Raw genomic sequence first — 20,656 nt, forward strand, 5'->3', positions numbered from 1 at the left:
ACGTGCTTCGCCTGCCTTCCCTCCATTCGCTTGTTCCCCGCCTGACCACTCTCGCCGCCGCCCTCCTTCTAGGCATCAGCGCGACGACAGCGCTGGCGAATGCCAACGCGAGTTCCCACTCCGGCATCCCTATCGAAATCCGCGATGGCCTCATCTGGGTGAAGGTCCAGGCGCAGGTCGCCGGCCAGACCCGCCCTCTCAATTTTCTCCTCGACTCTGGCGCAGGTTGCAGTGTGCTCAGTGCGAACGTTGCGGAGAAGCTCGGCATGAAGTATGGCCGGACGGAAAAGGTTCGCCGCGTGGAAACCACCACCACCGCCCGCCGCGTCCGCGACTTCCAAGCCAGCATCGGCGGCATCCCGGTCAGCGAGACCCCCTTGGCCCTTGACCTCACCGACGTGAGCGAGCTGTGCAGCCGCCCCGTGGATGGCCTGCTGGGTCACGATTTCTTCCAGGGTCGCATCATTCAAATCGACTTCCAGGCCAGCCGCCTGCGCATCCTCGAGGAAACCGCCCCCACGGACGCCACCACCGTGCTCCGCATGAAGGTCGGCCAGGGTGCCATGCTCGTGCCCGTCTCGGTGAACGGCTCCGAGCCCAAGTGGACCCGCCTCGACACCGGCTGCGACGATGGCCTGCATTGGGTCGCCGGGCGTGACGAGAGCTACGTCTCCACCTCGGTGCGGCTGGGCGATGAACAGCTTCGTGGTGTGAAGACTGCGCTGCACGCCGGGGAAATCTTCCCCAAAGAGGCCGGGATGCTCGGTGTGGGCATCCTTCGCAACTACCGCGTCACCATTGACGCCGTAAACCGCCAGCTCATTCTCGAAAAACGCTCATCCTGAGCACTGTATCCCTTTCGATCGCATCCACCTTGTCACCCGCCCGGCTGCCCTTCAGGTCAGAACGGACGAGCTGACAGAGGCAATCGGGCAGTCTTACCTGCCAGTCGTGGTCTTCTTGCTCTTGTACACCGCGATGTTCGTGGTGCCTTCCGCATTGCTGGCGACTGGGCGCGGGTTCGCCTTACTGTTGTTCTCAGTCACGTAGGTGGTCACTTCCACCCGGCGTGCTTCCGCCTGGGCTCTGTCGGCGATGTCCTTGCGCTGGTTCAGCGTGTGCATGTCCGGGCCCGCAATGGCGAAGGGAGCGGCCAGGATTGTGAGGAGAAGCGTGAGTTTCGTTTTCATCGGTTCTGTTTTGGTTGGATTTGAAACTGCCGTTGGGGGACGCCAGTAAAACAGGATATGAGACAGCGCCGGGGGTTGGATGCGCTTAAAAATGCTGGCGATGCCTCAATAGTTGAATCCGATTTCACGGTTCAAGCGAAGGCACCCGCGCCAAATTTTCCGTTCGAAAATGCCTCCGCGCACGCATCTTCCGCCATTCATCTTGCCTGCACCCTCACCCCCTGCTAGAACTTCCCCGTTATGCCAAAATTCCAAGTCACCACGCCAGACGGAGCCACGCATGAGTTTGAGCTTACGGCCAGCCGCGCCCGTTTCGGCCGCGCAGCGGATAACGATGTCGTCATTCCCGACGGTTCCGTCTCCAGCTATCACGGTGAGTATGAGCTCACGGATAGCGGCGTGCAGTTGACCGACCGTGGATCCACCAATGGTACGCATGTGAACGGCCAGCGCGTGGAGTCGGCGGATATCCCCTGGGGTGGCCGCTTCAAGCTTGGAAGCTGCGACGTGGTGCTCATCGGTGATGGTGGCGAAGAGATTGCAGCCGAAAGCTACGAGCCGGAAGCTGCTTACGAAGAACCGGTCGAAGAAGAAGCCGCCGCTCCCGCTGCCCGCAGAGGCTACTCCGGCGGCGGATACAGCAGCGCTCCCTCCAGCGCTGCGGTCATCACTGGCTTGGGCTCCACTCCCTGCCCATCCCAGCTTCGTCGCGGCTTCGGTCCCAAGACGAAGGAGAAAGATTCCGGTGGCGGCATGCTCATGGTTCTTGCCGTGCTTGGCATGCTGGCCTGCGGCGGCGCGGCCTTCATGATCTTCTCGATGAACGCCTAGACCCCTCCTCTCAGCGGGCTTGGACGCCTCACCCCAGCGCCGTCGGCAGCATGCCGTGCGCTGGGCACGGAAACGGCTGCACCCGCCTGATTCCTTTTTCAGTGACCTTTAACGTTTTATCATGAGCAATACCATCATCGTCGGCCTCCAGTGGGGGGACGAAGGCAAAGGCAAGATCGTCGACTATCTCACGGAACGCAGCGACGTCGTAGCTCGCGCGCAGGGCGGCAGCAACGCAGGACACACGGTTATCAGTGGCGGCACGAAGTATGTGCTGCACCTCATTCCCAGCGGTATCCTCTGGCCGGAAAAGAAGAATGTCATCGGCAACGGCGTCGTCATCGACCCCCTTGGCCTTCTGGCGGAAATTGCCAAGCTTCGTGGTCAGGGCGTGTCCATCACCCCGGAGAATCTCTTCATCAGCGAGCACGCCCACCTCACGCTCTCGTATCACAGAGCGCTCGACAAGGCCCGCGAGAAGCAGCGCGGTGAGAACGCCATCGGTACCACCGGTCGCGGCATCGGTCCCACCTATGCGGACAAGATCGAGCGCCAGGGCCTGCGTGTGACGGACCTGCGTGACCCCGCCAAGCTCGCCTACGAAATCAAGTGGCGCGCCGAGCTCCACAACCTTGAGCTCGAAGCCGCCGGCTTCCCCAAGGTGGATGTGGATGCCGTGGTGAAGGAAATCTCCGAGGCCGCCGAGCAGCTCCGCCCGCACATCGTGAACACGGTGGTGTACCTCAACAAGGCCCTCGCCGAAGGCAAGCGCGTCCTCTTTGAAGGTGCGCAGGGCAGCTATCTGGACATCGACCACGGCACCTATCCGTTCGTCACTTCGTCGAACACCACCGCCGGCGGCGCTTGCACCGGCAGCGGCGTTTCCCCACGTCGCATCGACCAGGTCGTGGGTGTGGCCAAGGCCTACACCACCCGCGTGGGTGGCGGTCCCTTCGTCACCGAAGATGAAGGCATCTCTGACATGCTGCATGACATGGGCCGCGAGTTCGGTGCCACCACCGGTCGTGCCCGCCGCTGCGGCTGGCTGGATGCGGTACTGCTGAACTACTCCGTCATGGTGAATGGTTGCGATTCCCTCGCCATCACCAACCTCGACGGCCTCGATGGTCTGGACACCATCAAGATTTGTACTGCCTATACCTTGGATGGAAAAACCATCACGGCTCCCCCGGCCACCATCGCGGAGATTGAGCGCTGCGTGCCGGTGTATGAGGAGCATCCCGGTTGGAAGCAGGACATCAGTGGTGCCAAGAAGTATGACGACCTGCCTCCGCTTGCGAAAGCGTATCTTTCGCGTTTGGCGGAGCTTGCAGGAGCGCCGGTCTCGCTGTTGGGTGTAGGACCCGCCCGCGAGCAGACGCTGGTGGTCAGCTAGATGACTGCCCGCCCTGATACTCTAAAAATTCCCCGTCACGTCGCCATCATCATGGATGGCAATGGCCGCTGGGCCGCCGAGCGCGGCCTTCCGCGCACGGAAGGTCACCGCCGCGGTGCCGACTCTGTGCAGACCATTGTGGAGACGTGCGGGGAGATGGGCATCGAGTTCCTTACGCTCTACGCTTTCTCCACGGAGAACTGGAAGCGCCCCAAGACGGAAGTCGCCGCGCTCATGAAGATGCTGGAGCGTTTCCTCAAGACAAAGACAGAGGAAATGCAGAAGCAGAACGTGCGTCTGCAGGCCATCGGCCGACTCCACGATCTCCCCGAGGCGGTGCAGAATCAGCTCCACAAGAGCATCGCTCAAACGTCACAGAACACCGGCCTCACCCTCATCCTCGCGCTCAGCTACGGCGCTCGGGAGGAAATCCTCGATGGCATCCGCAGCCTGCTGGACAGCGTGGAGAAAGGCCACCTCGACAAGGCGATGATCGATGCGGATGTCTTCAGCAAGCATCTCTACACCCGCTACTATCCGGACCCGGACCTGCTCATCCGCACCAGCGGCGAGATGCGCCTTTCGAACTTCCTCCTCTGGCAGCTCAGCTACACCGAGTTCTACATCACGCAGACCCTGTGGCCGGACTTCCGCAAGGAACAGTTCCACGAGGCCATCCGCGAATACACCCGCCGAGACCGCCGCTTCGGCGGCGTGAAGTAAGAGGGGAAACGCAAAGCAGCGAAGCAGCAAAGAATTCAGTAGGAGGTTAGGCGTGCCGTCTGACAGTCCCGCTTTGCGGGATTAGGCCTCCGGCCTGACCAGCAATCCATGCCTGCTTGGCACTTCAGCGGAACATATGCTGGAGAGATGTGCGTCAGCAGCAGCTTCCGGTTAACCGCAGAGACGCAAAGAGGCAAAGGGCGCAGAGGATTGGAGGGTTCACCTTTCTGTCTTCATGGAGGATGGTCCACCTCGAACCAGAGGAGGCAAAGAGCGCGAAGGGATCGCCGTCAGGCAGGAGGTTAGGCCTTCTGGCCTGACAGTGGGCGTTGGGCCTTCCGGCCCGACAGCAAGTTCTCAATCGGCCTGGTAGCAAGATGTCCGCTAGTCGCCCTCAGACCTCGCGCACCCCTGACCCAAACCCTCTTGTGCCCTTTGCGTTCTGTTGCGGCCATTCCTTCCCGCATTCCATCTCCTTGCACCCCACGACTTGCCCTGCATCTTGCACGCCATCATGTTCACGTGCGGATGGTGTAACAAGCATTACAGAAACTGGGTCAGCCAGTGCGAATCGTGTGGCGGTCCCATGCCGCCACCGCCCGGCATGGACATCGGCCCCGAACCACCTGCCGCCCCGCGCAAACTCCCCTCGGGATTCGCCATGCGCATGCGGGTCACGGGGAACATCACCACCATCATCGGCCTCATCTTCTCCGGAGTGGCGTGCTTGATGACACTCGCCATGATTGGGGCGAAAAACTGGGCCGCGCTCATTGGCGGAAGCATGCTGCTCGGCGGCCTGTTGATGGTGAAGGCGGGCCTCGGATCCGCCAATCGTATTCTCGATGCCTTCAAGAATGGGCGTCCTGTGCGGGGCAAGGTGGCCAGTGTGCGTGAAGACCCCAACACCACGGTGAATGGCCGTCATCCGTGGGACATCGTCTACACCTTTGAATCCGGCGGGCATCAGTACGAGGGCAAGATGCAGACTTATGAGACGGCTACGGCAAATCGTTATCAGGGCTGGCCGCCTGTCTGGGTGCTGGTGGTGGACGGGGACCCGGAACGCAATACCCTCTACCCGCCGGTAAAGTGAGGATGTGGTAGTTTCTTCAAGCGATACCCGATATGCTGAAGCAATCTCTCTCCCGTGAAAGCGCACCTGTCACCCAGTACACCTGCGGCTGGTGCAATACCCACTTCAAGGAGTGGCAGAGCAAGTGCATCTCCTGTGGTGGCCCCATGCCACCCCTGCCCGGCATGACCCTGTCCGAGGAACCGCCTCCCGCCCCGCGCGAATTGCCAAAGGGCTTTGAGACGAAGCAGAAGTGGGTGGGCAATGTGCCTGCCATGGTCGGCGGCATCTTCCTGTTGGTGGGTCTGCTTATTTTCACCGTGTTCATCTTCGTGCTGCCCATCGCCGCACCATTCCCGTTGCTCTTTGTAGGCCTGGGGTGGCTCTTCATGCGCATCGGGCGCAAGCATGCCCAGCGCATGCTCAACGCGTTCCGAAACGGCCGCGCCGTGAAAGGCACCATCACCGAAGTCTATCACGATGGTTCCATGCAGGTGAACGGTCGCTATCCCTGGCGCATCAACTACAACTTCAAGACCGCCGACGGGCAGACCCACGAAGGCTTCGCGAGAACCTTTGACCACACCGCCCAACAACGCCAACCCGGCCAGCCCATCTGGGTGCTGGTGAATGACGACAAACCCGAGGAGAACACGATTTATCCACCGGTGAAGTAGAGCAGAGCTATGGAAGGGTGCTGGCCAAGGTCATGTATGGCGTCCTGCCTTCGGTGGGGAACCTCTGCGCTGGCTTCCTAACTTGTGCGGACGGAGGTGGTGCGGAGCATGCGGGTGCTGATGACCTGCAACGCTCTGGAGCGTTTTAAACAAAGTCGTGGCCATGGATCAGAGCTGACTCGCCGCATCGCGACCAGCGGTCGCAGCCACAGGAGAGCCAAGGCTGCTACTGCTGTGTGGCGGATGACTCAGTCTGTGGCTGCGACCGCTGGTCGCGGTTGAGGTTGCAAGTATGGCCACCCTGTAACTTAAACTGCTCGACTTCCACGCCGCCTCCGCCCACTTGATTAGGAGGCCGGCGCAGCGGCCCCCTACCAGTTATTTGGCGGGCGAAGTGATAGACCAGTGAGGAGTCATCAAGGTCCCTGATACGAGTCTGACTCGACATTCCTCACCGCATGCACCATTAGGGTTTCACGCGGTCCTCTCACTTCCCCAGCGTCGCCGACACTATTCCCCGAATCGCACGCTTCTCCGCGGCGGGAAGATACGCAAACTCACGAGACGGCGCGGTGTCATTCAGCGCCACACTCAGTTTGGCATACACACGATCCTTGAACTCCTTCGGCAATGTGGTGAAGGCCCTGGAGTAGATCATGTAGCTGCAGCGGTACTTGAAGATGCGGGTGCGCAGATCGAAGTCCTTCAGCGATGCCCCATCCGGTGCGGCCTTGCGGGTGCGGAGGAATTCTTCCTTGAACTTCGCATCACCAGCGATGCCCTCCTTTGGAAATGGCGCTTCATCGGCGAAGAGGATGTAGCGGACGAACTCCGCTGCTTTGGTATCCAGCATCTTTCCGTCTTCGTTGCTGATGCGACCCTTTCCAGCAGCCAGTGCCGCACGGGTGAGATAGCGCGCTTCGGTTACGCGGTTGGTAAAGCCCACCTGGTGTTCGAAAATCAAATGCGGTAGCACGTCACTGGTGCTCACCGGGTAGCGTTCCATATCAAAGGCCCTTCCCGGCACCACCTCAGAGAGGTCGATTTTCCCAGCCCGTGATTGGCCCGTCACGTTGCCATGATGCTTCAGGCTCGTGGGCGCACCCGTGACGTGCCAGCCGCCCCAGCGCTCCTCGAGAGGAATGTCGTGCCCACTCTTGCCGCGACGGAAGGCATCAAGGCTTCCCGCGTTCGGTCCGGAAATCACGGACTCCACTGCGAGTCCGGGCACCCGGTACTGCGCATCACCCGCGTGGCAGTTCATGCACCGCTCAGAGCGCTGGAAGCGCACCGGGGCATTGCCTGTGGGCATGTCGAAGATGTAGAAGATGGTGCCCAGCTCGGAGTCCAGCGAGGCCACCTCAAGCTGCCCTCCCGGCACATAACCGAGATACACATCCTCATTGAAGTACAGCGCCCGCGGATTGCGCGTGGAGATGCGGCCGCTCTGCAGGCTGGTGGCGGAAAAAATCCAGAGCTGTGAACTGGTGGGAATGCCCAACTGACCCAGCAGTTTCGTGACAAAGTCCTTCTCACTTCCGGTGGCATCCAGCTTCACCTCGCCCTTCTCCACGCGCTGCGTGAACTTGGTAAAAGGGTCATCCTTCGGCTGGGTCCAGTAGTTGTGCGGCTCATCGCCAAACGGCCCCACAGGAGTCGCGGCCGACGCGACCCCCGCCAGCCACAGGCATGCCATGGTGGCGGCGACGAGAAGGAATCTGGAGCAGAAGTTCCGCACGATGAGTCTAAAACGAACAAAACCGCGACACCTTCACGGGGTCGCGGTGATTGTGAAGAAATCAGGAGTCGGCAATTTTGATACCGGAGCTCATTTTGCCTTCTTGAGCACTTTTGCGAGCTTGTCAGCAAAGTCATCCGGGGAAGTGCCGCCGACCTGCTTGTCGATTTCCTTGCCGTCCTTGTCCAGGAACTGGATGTGGGGGATACCGGTCACGCCAGCCGCTTGGGCATCGGGTCCGTTCTCCTTCACATCGGTGTCGATGTAGGCCCACACAAATTTGTCGTGGTACTTCTTCACCTCGGCGCTGGGGTAGACTTTCTTCTTCATGGCCTGGCAGGGCGGGCACCACACGGCGGAATACACGGCAATCACCGGCTTGCCCTCAGCCTTGGCTTTGGTCTTGGCTTCGGTCAGGGTGGACACGAAGGCAGGGCTGCCTTCCGGGAAGTCGGAGGCAAGTGAGAATGAAGCCAGCGCGAGCGTGGCTACGGCGAGGAATTTGCTGAGCGATTTCATGACAGTAGGGAATAAAATGGAATAGGGGATGGACGCGGCTTACTTCGACTTGTCGAGCGCGACGACCGTGTAAGTCTCGGCGTCCTTGCCCAAAGCCGTGACGACATCGTCCTTGGCGAGGGTACTTGAGGAGGACTTGAAGTTGGCCTTCACCGTTTCTTCCTTGTCACCTTTTTCAAAGGTCACGCCATCCACGCCCGGCAGCTTTTTCAGCGCGACTTCGACGTGGGCTTTGCAGGCGCTGCACGTCACGCCGGAGACGGTGGCTGTGTAGGAGGCCTTCTCGGTATCTGCCGCATGCAGGGAGGCGGCCAGAGAGAGCGCGGAAAGGGCGGTGACAACGAGGCGGAAGAACATGGGGGAGGGCAGGTGGGAATGGGAAACTTGTCTTTGGCGGAGGAGCCAGGCGGCGGTTCTTATCCCGCCGCCCGGTTCGCATGAATCAATCAGAGAAGCTTATTTCTCGGTCTTCTCACCGGCCTGGAGCCATCCGGAGATGCCGGCGGAGAGGTGCTTCACATTCGTGTAGCCCAGTTCCTTGGCGGCATTGGCGGCCTTCTTGTAAGCGCTGCAGGTAGGTCCACCGCAATAGGCGACCACGAGGGTGCCCTTGTCGGAGGGGAGCTTCGAAGCGAGGTCGCTCTTCGCAGCGGCGAAGTCGATGGCGGTCGGCACGTGGCCCTTCGCATAGGAGGAGCTGCCATTCACATCGATGACGGCGACCTTCTTCTCTTCGATGGCCTTCTTCAGCTCATTGATGCTGATATCGGGATACTCGCTGTCAGCCATGGCAGGGATCGCGATGAAAGCAGCAGCAAGGAATGCGATGAGTTTCTTCATGATGTCGTATGGTTTGTGTTGTCTATGGTTATGGCACGTACCGGGCCCCGAAGGCTTTCCGCCGGGGTCCGGTAGAACTGTTAAGACGGGGGCAGCCTGTGTTTTATTTCGCTCCCCGGGAGGCCGGATTTCTTTTTTTCAATTTCCGGATCGACGCCAGACCGGATGTCATCACAGCGCACATGCAGGGTGGATGGATCGCGGGGCATCATTTCAAAAACGAATGTGTCTCGGACATGTTAGGTCTCAAAACGTCATCCGGATTCACAAAAATTTGCCTGCCGGGGCGATTTCACCTGGCTCGTCCTCGAGGTGGTCGTGGGTACCCCGCAGCTTCTTGCGCAGGGTCGCGCGGTTCATTTGCAGCTCCCGGGCCAGAATTGTCGGCTTGTGCTGGTAGCGGGGTAGGAGGGCGGCCAGCAGGCGGCTCTCCAGCTCGTCATGGAGGGTGTCATAGTTCACCCCCGGCTCGCGGAGGCGGGCATCCAGCCATTCGTGCAGGGCGGCGTCCAGCGTGACAGAGGGCGGAAAGGCCTCGCCAGAGGAGGCATCGCGTATTTCACGGGGGAGATGGTTGGGCAGGATGGCGTCTCCGGGACACACCGCCACGGCATGCTCCAGAGCATTGCGGAGTTCGCGCATATTGCCCGGCCAGCCATACCCCTGCAGCACTTGCAATGCCTCCGCGGCGAGGGTGATCTTGCGTCCGGGAGCGATGGTGGCCAGCACGCAGCCGCAGAGCGCGGGCAGGTCACTCATGCGTTCCCAGAGCGCGGGCAGCTTCACCTCCAGCACCCGGAGACGGTAGTACAGGTCCTCGCGGAAACGCTTCTCCGCCACGGCGAGAGACAGGTCTTGATTGGTCGCGGCGATGATGCGCAGATCCACCTTGATGTCCTCATGCCCGCCCATCCGGGTGAAGGTTTTCTCTTCCAGAAATCGCAAGAGCTTCACCTGCATGGGCAGCGGCATCTCGACGATTTCACCCAGAAACAGAGTGCCCCCCGCCGCCCTCTCCAGATGACCCGACCGTGGGACACCTGCTCCAGGAAAGGCACCTTCTTCATGCCCGAAGATTTCGCTCTCCAGCACGGTGTCTGGCAGACTGGCGCAGGAAAGCGACACAAAGGGTGCCGCGTGCCGGGAGCTGTGCCGGTGGATGACTCTGGCAGCAAGGGATTTGCCAATGCCGGTGGGTCCCGTGATGAGCACGGGTGCATCCGAGGCGCAGGCATGCGCGATGGCGGTGAAGGCGGGCTGCATGGCAGGCGCACTGCCAATGAGGAAGGGGGCGTCCGTCACGTCCGGAGGACTTCCTACGACCGGCTCACCGGTGGGGCGCAGCAGCGAGCGCAGCACCTGCTCCAGCTCCCGCAGATCCAGAGGCTTCACCAGATAGCCGGAGGCGCCGCGCTTTTTGGCATCGAGCGCATTCTGCAAATGGCCATGCGCGGTGATGATGAGCACGGGCAGGGTGCTGCTGTGCTCCCTCAGGCGCGCCAGCACGTCCAGTCCGCTCATGTCGGGCAGACCGATATCCAGAATGACCAGCGACGGTGAGGTGGGCTTCAGCTTTTGCAGGCCCATGGCGCCCGAGGCGCAGGTCACCGGCTCATAACCCAAACGCTTCGTCAGCATCGCCAGCGCGGAGGCGACGGAAGCTTCATCTTCGATGATCAGAATGCGATGCATGGTGGCGGAGGAACAACAGAAATGACGGACTCCCACCAAACCTGCATACGACCGGCAATGGCAAGATCATTGTTTCGCCGGAGGCAGCAACACCAGCACACTGGCTCCGCCTTGCTCGCGGTTCTCGACGCGCAGTTCACCTTGATGCGCCTTCACAATCTCCGCCGCGACACTGAGTCCGATGCCCATGCCCCCTTCCTTCTCGGTGAAGAAGAACTCGGAGAATCGTGACAGCGCTTCTTTGGAGAAACCCTTTCCGCTATCCATGAAGGCAATGGTCGTGCCCTTCTCATCGGAGATGCCTTCCACCCTCAGGGTTCCACCCATGGGCATGGCCTGGATGGCATTGACAAGGAGATTGCTGAATACCTGGGCGAGACGGCGTGAATCACCACGCACAGTGAACTCCGCCGGGACTTCCAGCGAGGTGTGGATCTGTGCGTGCTCGAGTTGCGGTTGGTGTACCTGGAGGACCTGTCTCAGCACGGTGGCGAGATCCACGCGGCGCATGGTGGGTGGTTGGGGTTTGCTGAGATACATCCACTGGCTGACGAGGCTCTCGATTCGCGCAGCCTCGTGCTCGATGGTTTTTGCGGTGATGCGTCCCTCCTCCTCGCCGCCCGGCCAGAGTTGCGCATGCATCTTGATGGCAGACACGGGGTTCTGGATTTCATGCGCGAGCGCTGCGGTCATGCGGCCCAGCACGGCGAGCTTCTCTGCCTGGGCGCGCTGCACACGCTCACTCTGCAGGGCCTCGCGCGTGCGGAGGAATGCGCGGGCTACGTCGCCGATTTCGTCCTGCCGTGAGGCTTCCGGCAGGGAAATGGGGCCGGGTGTCTCGATGGCCGGGAGTTGCTTTGCGAGATGGCGCAGCGGCAACACCAGTCCACGAGCCAGTGCCCAGCCAAAGGCCAGCGCCAGAAACCAGAAAACTCCCAGCATGGCAAGAGTCCTGGGATGCTGCAGGATCGCGGGCAGGCGTACCTCAGGCCGGACGAATACCAGGTCGCGGAGGTCACCGATGGGGATGGCCACGGCCTCCAATCCTTCAAAGGCGTGTGTCCAACCATCCGCAGGAAGTCGGACGAGAGACAAGCCCCGCTGAAGAATCTCCTGCGTCGGCGCTGGAGTCAGGATGCCAGTGTCCCGATGCCGGAAGTACACGGAGACATTCAGCACTTCACCAAGTTGGGACGCCATGCGCTCACTCGGTGGCAGCGTCATCCGGCGGAGGAATTCGGCATTCGTGCGTGCCAGCGCGGCAAAATCCCGGCTCTCATCCTCCCGCACACTCCACCACGTGAGTGCCACAAGGAGAATCGACCCCACCAGCACAAAGGCGGCGAATGGCAGGGCGATGCGCCATGGAAGACGGGCATGTGACACAGGGCGAAGTGTGGAGCGCGCTCCTCTGCATGCGAGGATTTTTGTTTCAGAAGGATGTGGGAGATGGGCAACCCCAGGTTAGTGGGCCGAAAGTCATGGATGCTTTTTGTTCATCGGGCCAAAGCCAAGGGCGGAATCTATCCATAATTGCCCTGATATTGTTCGGTGTGTATGCGTAATATGTTTAAAAACAGTTGGTTAAGATATGTGTGTGCGTGTGAAAATTTCTCCGCAATTGCGGATCTTCACGCTTCCGTTCGCATGCCCCGTTTCGTTAGATGGCGGCCTCACCTCAACCAACCAATGACAAACCGACTCCTCACCTGGCTGCCAGCAGCTCTGCTCGCAGCTTCCACCCTCCCGACTGCATTTGCTGAAAACGCCGAGCCTGCCGCGAAGAAGGATCTCCCGCCTATCTACGTGAATGCAAACGACTCTGCTGTCGTTTCGGAAAATGACCTCGTGGGACCCTACAAGGCACCCGAGTGGACCACCGCCCGCCGTTTCCCCACGACACGCGTGTACATCCAGCGTGCTCCTGGCGAGGTCGCCTTTGAGCAGTGGTGGCGCGCCCGCACCTATGATGACGGCCCGTCCAAGCACCTCTTCATTGAAGAGCTCGAAATCGGCCTGCCCCATCGCATGCAACTCGACCTGTACTATGAGTGGGTGCATGAAGAAGGTGAGACCGACTTCAAGGACTTCGCCGTGGAACTTCGCTGGGCCCTTGCTGACTGGGGCGTGATTCCTCTCAACCCCACGCTCTACGGTGAATACAAGTTCGTCGACCCCGACCACGGTGATGACGTCATTGAACTCAAGCTCCTCCTCGGCACCGAAATCACTCCGCGGCTCCACTACGGATTGAACTTTGTGTACGAGCGCGAAATCGGCGGGGCACTCACCAACGAGTTCGTGGTCGCCCAAGGTATCAGCTACACCATCATCGACCGCATCCTCTCCGCGGGCCTTGAAATGCGCTATGTGTACGAGGACGAAGCCTCCAACCGCGGCTCCGGTGAGAACAAGTTCAACATCGGACCTTCAGTCCAGTGGCGCCTCTCCAACAAGGCTCACCTCGACCTCGTCTGCCTCTTCGGCTGCACGGACGAATCTCCTGAAACCGAATCCTACGTGGTCTTCGGCTGGGACTTCGGCGGTCCTTCCAAGGAGAGCCACTACAAGCCCACCAGCGGCACGCGTCTGTAAGGCATCATCAACTGATACACCAATTCATCCATTTCTGATCCGGTCGTAGAGGGCCGGAGAAGGAGCTTCCGGGCATGCAGTGTGTTGTCCGGAAGCTCCGCAGAAAGGGAGAAATATCTCTCCCACCCTTTAAGAGGGACATGGAGTCCGCAAAGGCTCGTGGACAAGAAATGTTCCGCGGGCCTTTTTCTGTGGCTAAAAGGGGCCCCGAGCAGCGCTTTTCCAGCAACGCGGGATCATTCATTTTTTTCGTTCGCCATTTCCACTTTTGGCCTTCGGAAGTGAGTTCCGCAAGATGGCTGCCGGTCTCATGCACCCTGCAATGGGATGCATGGACTGCTCACTCATCCCATGAAACTCACCACCTCACTCCCAACATTGCTCGGGGCCCTGCTCGCCTCGCAGTCATTGTACTCCCAAGCCCCACCTCCCACGCCCACGCAAACTCTGGAGCCCGTGATCGTCACGGCCACGCTTTCGGAAGAAGCCGCGGACAATGTGCCGTATTCCGTCACGGTGATCGACGAGAAGCGCATTCAGGAACTCAACGTCGCCAGCTTCCCTGAAGTGTTCAAGGAGACGCCTGGGGTCCTGTTTCAACAGACGGCGAATGGACAAGGTTCGCCCTTCATCCGCGGCTTCACCGGCTTCCGCAACCTCGCACTCATCGATGGTGTCCGCCTGAACAATTCGGTCTTCCGTGAAGGTCCCAACCAGTACTGGAGCACGATTGACTCGCTCAGCCTTTCGGGCGTGGAACTCGTGAAGGGCCAGGGCTCGGTCCTGTATGGAAGTGATTCCATCGGTGGTACCGTGAATGCCCTGACCAAGGGCCCGGCCTATCGTCAGCCGACGGCACCGGTCACCGTGTCCGGCAAACAGGGCAAGGGCGCGAAGACCGTGCAGCCTGTTTCCCAGCCCGTGGGCCTCGGCCCCTATGTGACTGGCATGGGCTATGTGCGCTATGCTACTGGGGAAGATTCCTGGACGGGTCGTCTCGAAGGCAGCGTGAGCGAATGGGAGAAGTACGGTGTCTTCGTGGGCGTGACGGGACGCAGCTTCGGCAACATCGAGGCCGCTGACCTTGGCGAGCTGCCCTTCACTGGTTATGATGATCTGGGCATCGACGCGAAGGTGGAGATCTTCCTCGATCCAGACACGAAGCTGATCATCGCGCACAACCAGATGCACCAGTATGATGTGGTGCGCACGCACCGCACCATCTACGCCGTGCCTTTCGCAGGCAGCAGCGTGGGCACGGACCTGCAGCACTACTTCGACCAGGACCGCTACCTGAGCTACATCCGCCTCGAAGGAAATCCCGCTGGCGGCTTTGTGGATCGTTATGATTTCACCTTCTCCCACCACTTCCAGGGTGAAGACCGCTACCGTCTTCGCACCGGCTCCCGGTATGATGAAGAAGGCTTCGATGTGAACACGTGGGGCTTCGCACTCAATCTGCAGAGTGAAACTTCCATCGGTCTCTTGAGCTATGGCGCAAGCTATTACCTCGACCAGGTGGACTCCTACCGCCGCTCCTATCAAGGTGGGGATCTTGATAGCGTGGGCATTCAAGGCCCCGTGGGTGATGATGCCGACTACCATCTCGCCGGTGTGTACCTGCAGGACGAGGTCGATCTCACGGATCGCTTCAAGATGATCCTCGGCGTGCGCTACACCTATGCGGATGCTGACATCGGCCGTGCTCAGGATCCAGACACAGGAGACGTCATCTCCATCAACGACCACTGGCACAATGTGAGCGGTAGCGCCCGCTTCCTCTACAGCGTGGATGATGAAAAGAAGCTGAAACTCTTCGCTGGCATCTCCCAAGGATTCCGTGCACCGAACCTGAGCGACCTCTCTCGCTTTGACATTGCCCGCTCTGGTGAACTCGAAGTGCCCTCGCCCGGCCTCGATCCGGAAGAGTACATCCTCACCGAAGCCGGTGTGCGCTGGGATTCGGAGACGCTGTCCGCAAGCCTTGCCTACTTCTACACGGACATCACAGACATGATTGTGCGTGCTCCCACGGGGCGCATCATCGACGGTAGTGCCGAGGTGGAGAAGAAGAACGCGGGTGATGGCTATGTGCAGGGCATCGAGTTTGCCTTGAACTGGCGGGTCACCGAAGACTGGAGCCTCTATGGCACCGTTGCCTGGCAGGATGGCAAGGTGGATGGCTTCCCCACGTCTTCACCGAAGTCCGTGGAAGAGCCGGTCAGCCGCCTTCTTCCCTTCACCGGGCTGGTGGGTGTGCGCTATGACAATCCGTCCCGCCGCTGGTGGGCGGAGGCCAATGTGCAGATCACGGATCGCGCCGATCGCCTCAGCGCGGGCGACAAGGCCGACACACAACGCATTCCTCTTGGCGGCACCCCCAGCTACACCCTTGCCACGGTGCGTGGCGGCTGGCGTGCCACGGACAACCTCACGCTCACCATGGCGGTGGAGAATGTCTTTGATGAAGACTACCGCATCCACGGCTCCGGCCAGAACGAGCCTGGAGTAAACTTCGTTTTCGGTGCGGAAATGCGTTTCTAACCCCGGTTTCGTTCAGAAGCAGTAGTTAGTGTCGGTTGGTCATCACCGCGCGTTGGAGAGGGAAACCTCCCGGTGCGCGGTGATTTTTGTTGGGTGCCCGGCAAGGGGAGCGTCGCCACGGTGGTGAGCCGGCTGATCGTGGGTGAGTTTGAGTGCAGAGTGTTCAACGCAGAGACACAGAGACGCAGAGGAACTTCGGAGACTGGGATTGTTCCGAGTGAGTAGTCATCGATTTGCAGCCCATCAGAAACTGAACTGTGGCCAGCCCTCGGACCGGTATTTCCGCTGCTGGTGCATTTGTCTTTCTCCGAAGCTTCCTCTGTGCCTCTGCGTCTCTGTGTTGAATCCAATGCAGCCCGCTACACCCAGGACCCTCCTGCCGGCGTCTACTTCTTCCTTAGCACCAGCACGATGTCGCTGTAGCTGTCATCCAGTTTGCGCTCCTCATCGACTTCATAGAGGAAGTCATGACACGCGACCAGTTCGAACTGGGGCGCGGTCTTGAGAAGGTTCTTCATCTGCGCTGCGTTGTACGTGCGGAACTGCCAGCGCGTCTCCTGCGTCCAGGTGCGTCGCTCGCGGGTGATGCGTAACTGCGTGCGAAGATCCTCCGTGCGCGCCCGGCGATTGGGCGGGTCGGTGTGCGTGTTGCAGGTGACCTTGATGCCGTCGCGCTTGCCTTCCCACTGCTCGTGCTGCGGGCTCGCATCGTTGTAGTCGGTGAGGTGCACGCCGAGGACGTAGAGCCCACCTTGGTACAAGCTGTCTGCCACCTTTTGCAGGTGGGACTCGGCGCCTGCGCCTTCCAATACATATTTGAAGGTGCTCACGAGGCAGTGGGCAAGATCGAAGCGCTTGCGTCCCGGGACACGGAAGTCTTCCAGGCGATCCTGCCACAACGACACCTCAAAGTCGGTGTCCTGAAGACGCTCTCGCGAGTAATCGAGCATGTTCTCGTTCAAGTCGAAGCCGTGCACTTGATGCCCACGCTTCGCCAGCGCCGCTACCAATCGTCCGGAGCCACAGGCGGGCTCAAGAACTCTGAGCGGACCGCTGCGCGCCTTTTTCACCTGTCCATGACGCACCATCATCATCTCCAGAAAGTCCGCCTCCTTCTCCGTGTCCGCGTCGAAGATGATGTCGTAGTACAAAGGCGTGTCGTACCAGTCGCGGGATTCAGGGGTGGAGTTGGGCATGATGGAAAGGGAAATTTTTGGACCGCTAGTGGACGTTTACAAACGCTAATAGGAGAACCCAGCAGCCGGGAAGAGCATGGAAGCGAGGCTATCAGCGTTCCTTAGCGCCTGTTAGCGGTCCCGTCGATGTTCTTCACACTATCAGCATGCAGTCCCCGTAGCTGTAGAAGCGGTACTGCTCGCGAATCGCCTCTTCATACGCGCGCAGCATCAGCTCGCGCCCGGCGAACGCACTTACGAGCATCATCAGCGTGGACTTGGGCAGATGGAAATTCGTGAGCAAGGCACCCACCACACGGAACTGGTACGGCGGGTGAATGAAGATGTTCGTCTCGCCACTCTCGGCGACGACCTTGCCATGCTTCGCAGCGGTGCTTTCCAGCACCCGTGTGGCCGTGGTGCCCACGGCAAGCACGCGCTTTGCGTCCGCAATCTTCGCCACCGTCTCTTCGCTGAGGGAATACCGCTCCGAGTGCATCACGTGGTCCTGCACTCGGTCCACCTTCACCGGCTGAAAGGTGCCGACGCCCACATGCAGCGTCACGAACGCATGTGGCAGCTTCGATAGTACGTCAGGCGTGAAATGCAGCCCCGCCGTGGGCGCGGCGATGGAACCTTCCTCACGGGCAAACACCGTCTGGTAGCGCTCCTTGTCATCCTCGCGATCCTGCCGGTGCATGTATGGCGGTAGCGCGAGATGTCCGTGGGACTTCTCATCCACCACGCGGTCGAACTCGATCAAGCGGTCACCGTTCTCATAAATCTCCAGCACCGTGCCCGTGGCCTCGCCGATGGTGATCGCATTGCCAAGGCGCAGCTTGCGCCCCGGCTTCACCATGCAGCGCCACTTGGTCGGTGAGAACGCCTGCAGGCGCAGCAATTCCTTCGACCCATCATTGGAGAAGTACCTTGCCGGCACCACGCGTGTATCATTGAGCACCACGAGGTCCCCTTCGTGCAGATACTCCGGCAAATCACGGAAGCTGCGGTGCTCAATGCGTCCTTCCTCCCGATGCACCACCATCATGCGCGAAGCTGCGCGATCTGCGAGCGGTTCGCTCGCAATGAGCTCTTCAGGGAGGTGGTAGTCGAAGTCGGAGGTGAGCATCGTCTTCTAGGCAAGAATGTCCGCGCCGCATTTGCGGCATCTGGAGGTGGTCACGATGGCTTCGATGTCTGATGATTTGAATTCGCGGTCGCAGTTCGGGCATGTCAGAAAGCGTTTCTCTTCACGGCTCAATGTCTTGTTCCGAACCCAGATGACATACGCAAAGTAACTCGCGATGACCAGTTCATCGAGTGGCCACCATGTCTTCAGCCAGTACAACCCAAAGAGGGCGGCCGCCAGGATCAAGGTGGCAGTGAGGTAGAGCTTCCAAGCCCGGGCTTCGATGCGTCCCTTCTGCACAGCTTTCCAGAACGCGTCAAACCTTTCACGATTGAGCAACTGGAACTCCTTGATCATGGCGTGCGGCCGCGCACGAGAGGTCTTAGATCGTCATCGCCGAGTACCCGCCATCCACGACCAGTTCATGGCCGGTGATGAAGGAGCCCGCACCATTCGCGGCAAGCAGAAGGGCGGCGCCGACGAGTTCCTTGGCTTCGCCGAAGCGGGCCATCGGAGTGTGGGCCATGATCTTGGCCACGCGCTCGGGCACGAGCACCTTCTTGTTCTGCTCGGCGGGGAAGAAGCCGGGCACGAGGGTATTCACGCGGATGCCCAGAGGAGCCCACTCGCGTGCGAGGTTGCGGCTCAGGTTGTGCACCGCACCCTTGCTCATGGAGTAGGTGAAGACGCGGCTCAGCGGGATGAGGCCCGACATGGAACCGAGATTCACGATGCTCGCGGCAATCTTGTTATCCACGAAGTAACGGCCAAACACCTGGCAGGCCAGGAAGGTGGCCTTCGTGTTGATGTTCATGATGCGGTCGTACTCCTCCTCCGTAATGTCGAGGAAGGGGGTGGGGGAGTTCACACCGGCGCCGTTTACCAGGATATCGACCTTGCCGCTGCGCTCGATGACTTCGTTCAGCAGGGATTCAAGTCCAGCCTTCTGGCCCACATCACAGGCCACGAAGTAGCCGTTGCCACCGGCGTCCTTGATGCGGTCCAGCCTGGTCTGCGCCTTGGTCGCGTCCCGGCCTACCAGCACCACTTCCGCGCCAGCGGCGGCGTAGCCTTCCGCAATGGCGCCGCACAATTCTCCGGTACCGCCAATGACCACAGCGGTCTGGCCCTTCAATGAAAACAACTCCTGGCTCATGTACCGCTCTTCTTAGCAGCAGCGCCCGGCAGGAGCAAGGCGATCCACCACACGGCGGCCGCGCCCAGCATGAACCACGGCGCCAGCCAGCCAAAGCGGGTGTAGAAGGTCTGCTTGGTGCTGCGCTGCAGCACCCCGGTAAGCACCCCTTGCTGCATGGGGGCCAGGCTGGCATGCACATGGCCATTCGGGTCGATAATCTGGGATACCCCTGAGCTGGCTGCCACGAGCATCCAGCGTGCGTTCTCCGCCGCGCGGATGCGGAAGAGCTCGGCATGCTGCAGGTGCTGCCAGGTGCCCCAGCGGGCAGCATCCATGGAGGGCACCATGATGGTCTCCGCACTGGCGGCGGTCATGCGACGGGCCACATCGGCGAAGTCGCAGTCAAAGCAGACGGGCGTGCCCACGTTTCCCTTCCGGGTCGGCACCGGCAGGGAGGTTTTGCCGGGCACGCCATCATCGAAGAGGTGTACCGGGTGCACCTTGTGATGTTCCCCGCGCACGCCCAGGCCGTCCAAGGTGAGGGCGGTGTTGTACCAGCCCTCCTCTTTGTTGAGCTGGGTATGCGTGCCCAGTGTGAGGGTGATGTCCTCCTCCTTGCAGAAGGTGGTGAGCAGCTTCCACTCGGCCGCATGGGCGCGCACGTCGTAAGACAGGGCATGCTCCGGCCACACCACATGCTGGATTTCCTTGGGCAGTTCACGTGTCGCCTGAATCAAGTCGGAAAGCGAAATGTCCTCTCCCTGAATGGCAGCGACCCGGATGGATTGGGGGCCATTCTTGTCCGGCACGGGGACGGGACGCTGCACAAACGTGAGCGTTGCCAGCGCTCCCAGCGTGGTGAGTCCTGGGAACCAGCGTCGGCCGAGGAGGAACGCAGCGCCCAGGACCAGGCACGCACCGGCACCATACACACCCACCCGGGGCAGCAGGGCATTGGGGCCGAGGGCGAGCCCGGCCGTCATCCACGGAAAGCGTAGCGGGAACAATTCCGCGCGGATGAATTCCCACGCGGCCCAGTTCACCATGGTGAAGACCGCCAGCTGCCACCCACGCAGTCCCAAGCCCACGGCCCGGCCCTGAGCTACGGCAAATGCTCCCGGAAAGAGGGCCAGAATCGCCCACAGGAGGATCGCCCCCGCACCGAAGATGTGCCACAGCCAGGTGAGTCCCAGGCCAAAGGCCACCATGCCATGCAGGAAACCCACGACAAAGGCCTGCCGCCCACGCAGGCCACGCACGGCCAGCAGCAGGCCCATGATGCCCGGGAGAATCAACCAACTCCCCTTCACAGGTGGGAAGGCCAGTGCATAAAACACACCGGACAGTGCTGCGAAGAAGCAGCGGGGCATGAGTGGGGGGGATTCACGCATGGG

20 protein-coding genes are annotated in these 20,656 nt (G+C 60.6%); 8 read left to right on the forward strand and 12 right to left on the reverse strand.

The genetic code is table 11. The features are described from left to right. The first annotated feature begins 2 nt into the window (after positions 1-2). Complete coding sequence (locus DES53_RS16170; protein ID WP_113959316.1) at positions 3-845, forward strand: retropepsin-like aspartic protease; 843 nt, start codon at positions 3-5, stop codon at positions 843-845. A gap of 93 nt (positions 846-938) precedes the next feature. Here DES53_RS16170 and DES53_RS16175 read toward each other — a convergent pair whose 3' ends face one another. Next, positions 939-1,190: a hypothetical protein gene (locus tag DES53_RS16175; RefSeq protein WP_113959317.1), complete on the reverse strand. Its 252-nt coding sequence runs from the start codon at positions 1,188-1,190 to the stop codon at positions 939-941. A gap of 240 nt (positions 1,191-1,430) precedes the next feature. On the opposite strand from DES53_RS16175, the gene DES53_RS16180 reads away from it, so the two are divergent. From DES53_RS16180 to DES53_RS16200, 5 genes are all read left to right on the forward strand, one after another. Next, a complete protein-coding gene (locus DES53_RS16180) occupies positions 1,431-2,021 on the forward strand; it encodes an FHA domain-containing protein (RefSeq protein ID WP_113959318.1) in 591 nt (196 codons plus the stop codon). Between the two features lie 121 nt (positions 2,022-2,142). Beyond that, entirely contained in the window at positions 2,143-3,417 is a 1,275-nt protein-coding gene (locus tag DES53_RS16185; RefSeq protein ID WP_113959319.1) for an adenylosuccinate synthase, read from the forward strand. After that, entirely contained in the window at positions 3,418-4,140 is a 723-nt protein-coding gene (locus tag DES53_RS16190; RefSeq protein WP_113959320.1) for an undecaprenyl pyrophosphate synthase, read from the forward strand. 586 nt (positions 4,141-4,726) lie between these two features. Then, positions 4,727-5,236, forward strand: coding sequence for a hypothetical protein (locus DES53_RS16195; RefSeq protein WP_147263439.1), 510 nt, complete (start codon positions 4,727-4,729; stop codon positions 5,234-5,236). A gap of 32 nt (positions 5,237-5,268) precedes the next feature. Next, positions 5,269-5,892 (forward strand): DUF3592 domain-containing protein, encoded by a 624-nt coding sequence (locus DES53_RS16200; protein WP_113959322.1) that lies wholly within the window; start codon positions 5,269-5,271, stop codon positions 5,890-5,892. Between the two features lie 487 nt (positions 5,893-6,379). Here the strand turns inward: DES53_RS16200 and DES53_RS16205 are convergent, their stop codons facing one another. The 6 genes from DES53_RS16205 to DES53_RS16230 form a co-directional block, all read right to left on the reverse strand. After that, on the reverse strand, positions 6,380-7,588 hold the full coding sequence (locus DES53_RS16205; RefSeq protein WP_113959323.1) for a hypothetical protein: 1,209 nt from the start codon (positions 7,586-7,588) through the stop codon (positions 6,380-6,382). A 132-nt stretch (positions 7,589-7,720) separates the two neighbouring features. Beyond that, positions 7,721-8,149, reverse strand: coding sequence for a thioredoxin family protein (locus DES53_RS16210; RefSeq protein ID WP_113959324.1), 429 nt, complete (start codon positions 8,147-8,149; stop codon positions 7,721-7,723). 39 nt (positions 8,150-8,188) lie between these two features. Beyond that, a complete protein-coding gene (locus tag DES53_RS16215) occupies positions 8,189-8,506 on the reverse strand; it encodes a heavy-metal-associated domain-containing protein (protein WP_113959325.1) in 318 nt (105 codons plus the stop codon). A 99-nt stretch (positions 8,507-8,605) separates the two neighbouring features. Further along, the gene (locus tag DES53_RS16220) at positions 8,606-8,989 is read right to left on the reverse strand and encodes a rhodanese-like domain-containing protein (RefSeq protein ID WP_113959326.1); all 384 of its coding nucleotides are present in this window, start codon (positions 8,987-8,989) and stop codon (positions 8,606-8,608) included. 264 nt (positions 8,990-9,253) lie between these two features. Further along, positions 9,254-10,681 (reverse strand): sigma-54-dependent transcriptional regulator, encoded by a 1,428-nt coding sequence (locus tag DES53_RS16225; RefSeq protein ID WP_113959327.1) that lies wholly within the window; start codon positions 10,679-10,681, stop codon positions 9,254-9,256. Positions 10,682-10,747: 66 nt separating this feature from the next. Beyond that, on the reverse strand, positions 10,748-12,067 hold the full coding sequence (locus tag DES53_RS16230) for a sensor histidine kinase (protein WP_113959328.1): 1,320 nt from the start codon (positions 12,065-12,067) through the stop codon (positions 10,748-10,750). A 303-nt stretch (positions 12,068-12,370) separates the two neighbouring features. Here DES53_RS16230 and DES53_RS16235 point away from each other — a divergent pair, with 303 nt between their 5' ends. After that, positions 12,371-13,276 carry a hypothetical protein gene (locus tag DES53_RS16235; RefSeq protein WP_113959329.1) on the forward strand — a complete coding sequence of 302 codons (906 nt, stop codon included), beginning with the start codon at positions 12,371-12,373 and terminating at the stop codon, positions 13,274-13,276. Positions 13,277-13,627: 351 nt separating this feature from the next. Continuing rightward, positions 13,628-15,820 carry a TonB-dependent receptor gene (locus tag DES53_RS16240; protein ID WP_170157161.1) on the forward strand — a complete coding sequence of 731 codons (2,193 nt, stop codon included), beginning with the start codon at positions 13,628-13,630 and terminating at the stop codon, positions 15,818-15,820. Between the two features lie 386 nt (positions 15,821-16,206). On the opposite strand, the gene DES53_RS16245 is transcribed toward DES53_RS16240, so the two are convergent. From DES53_RS16245 to DES53_RS16265, 5 genes are all read right to left on the reverse strand, one after another. After that, a complete protein-coding gene (locus DES53_RS16245; protein ID WP_113959331.1) occupies positions 16,207-17,016 on the reverse strand; it encodes a class I SAM-dependent methyltransferase in 810 nt (269 codons plus the stop codon). 133 nt (positions 17,017-17,149) lie between these two features. After that, on the reverse strand, positions 17,150-18,124 hold the full coding sequence (queA, locus tag DES53_RS16250) for a tRNA preQ1(34) S-adenosylmethionine ribosyltransferase-isomerase QueA (protein WP_113959332.1): 975 nt from the start codon (positions 18,122-18,124) through the stop codon (positions 17,150-17,152). A gap of 6 nt (positions 18,125-18,130) precedes the next feature. After that, positions 18,131-18,481, reverse strand: coding sequence for a hypothetical protein (locus tag DES53_RS16255; RefSeq protein WP_113959333.1), 351 nt, complete (start codon positions 18,479-18,481; stop codon positions 18,131-18,133). Positions 18,482-18,506: 25 nt separating this feature from the next. Then, a complete protein-coding gene (locus DES53_RS16260; protein ID WP_113959334.1) occupies positions 18,507-19,280 on the reverse strand; it encodes an SDR family oxidoreductase in 774 nt (257 codons plus the stop codon). Further along, the gene (locus DES53_RS16265; RefSeq protein WP_170157162.1) at positions 19,277-20,632 is read right to left on the reverse strand and encodes an apolipoprotein N-acyltransferase; all 1,356 of its coding nucleotides are present in this window, start codon (positions 20,630-20,632) and stop codon (positions 19,277-19,279) included. Before DES53_RS16265 ends, DES53_RS16260 begins: the two co-directional genes overlap by 4 nt. Positions 20,633-20,656 lie beyond the last annotated feature (24 nt).

Source organism: Roseimicrobium gellanilyticum (assembly GCF_003315205.1).
Lineage (GTDB): Bacteria > Verrucomicrobiota > Verrucomicrobiia > Verrucomicrobiales > Verrucomicrobiaceae > Roseimicrobium > Roseimicrobium gellanilyticum.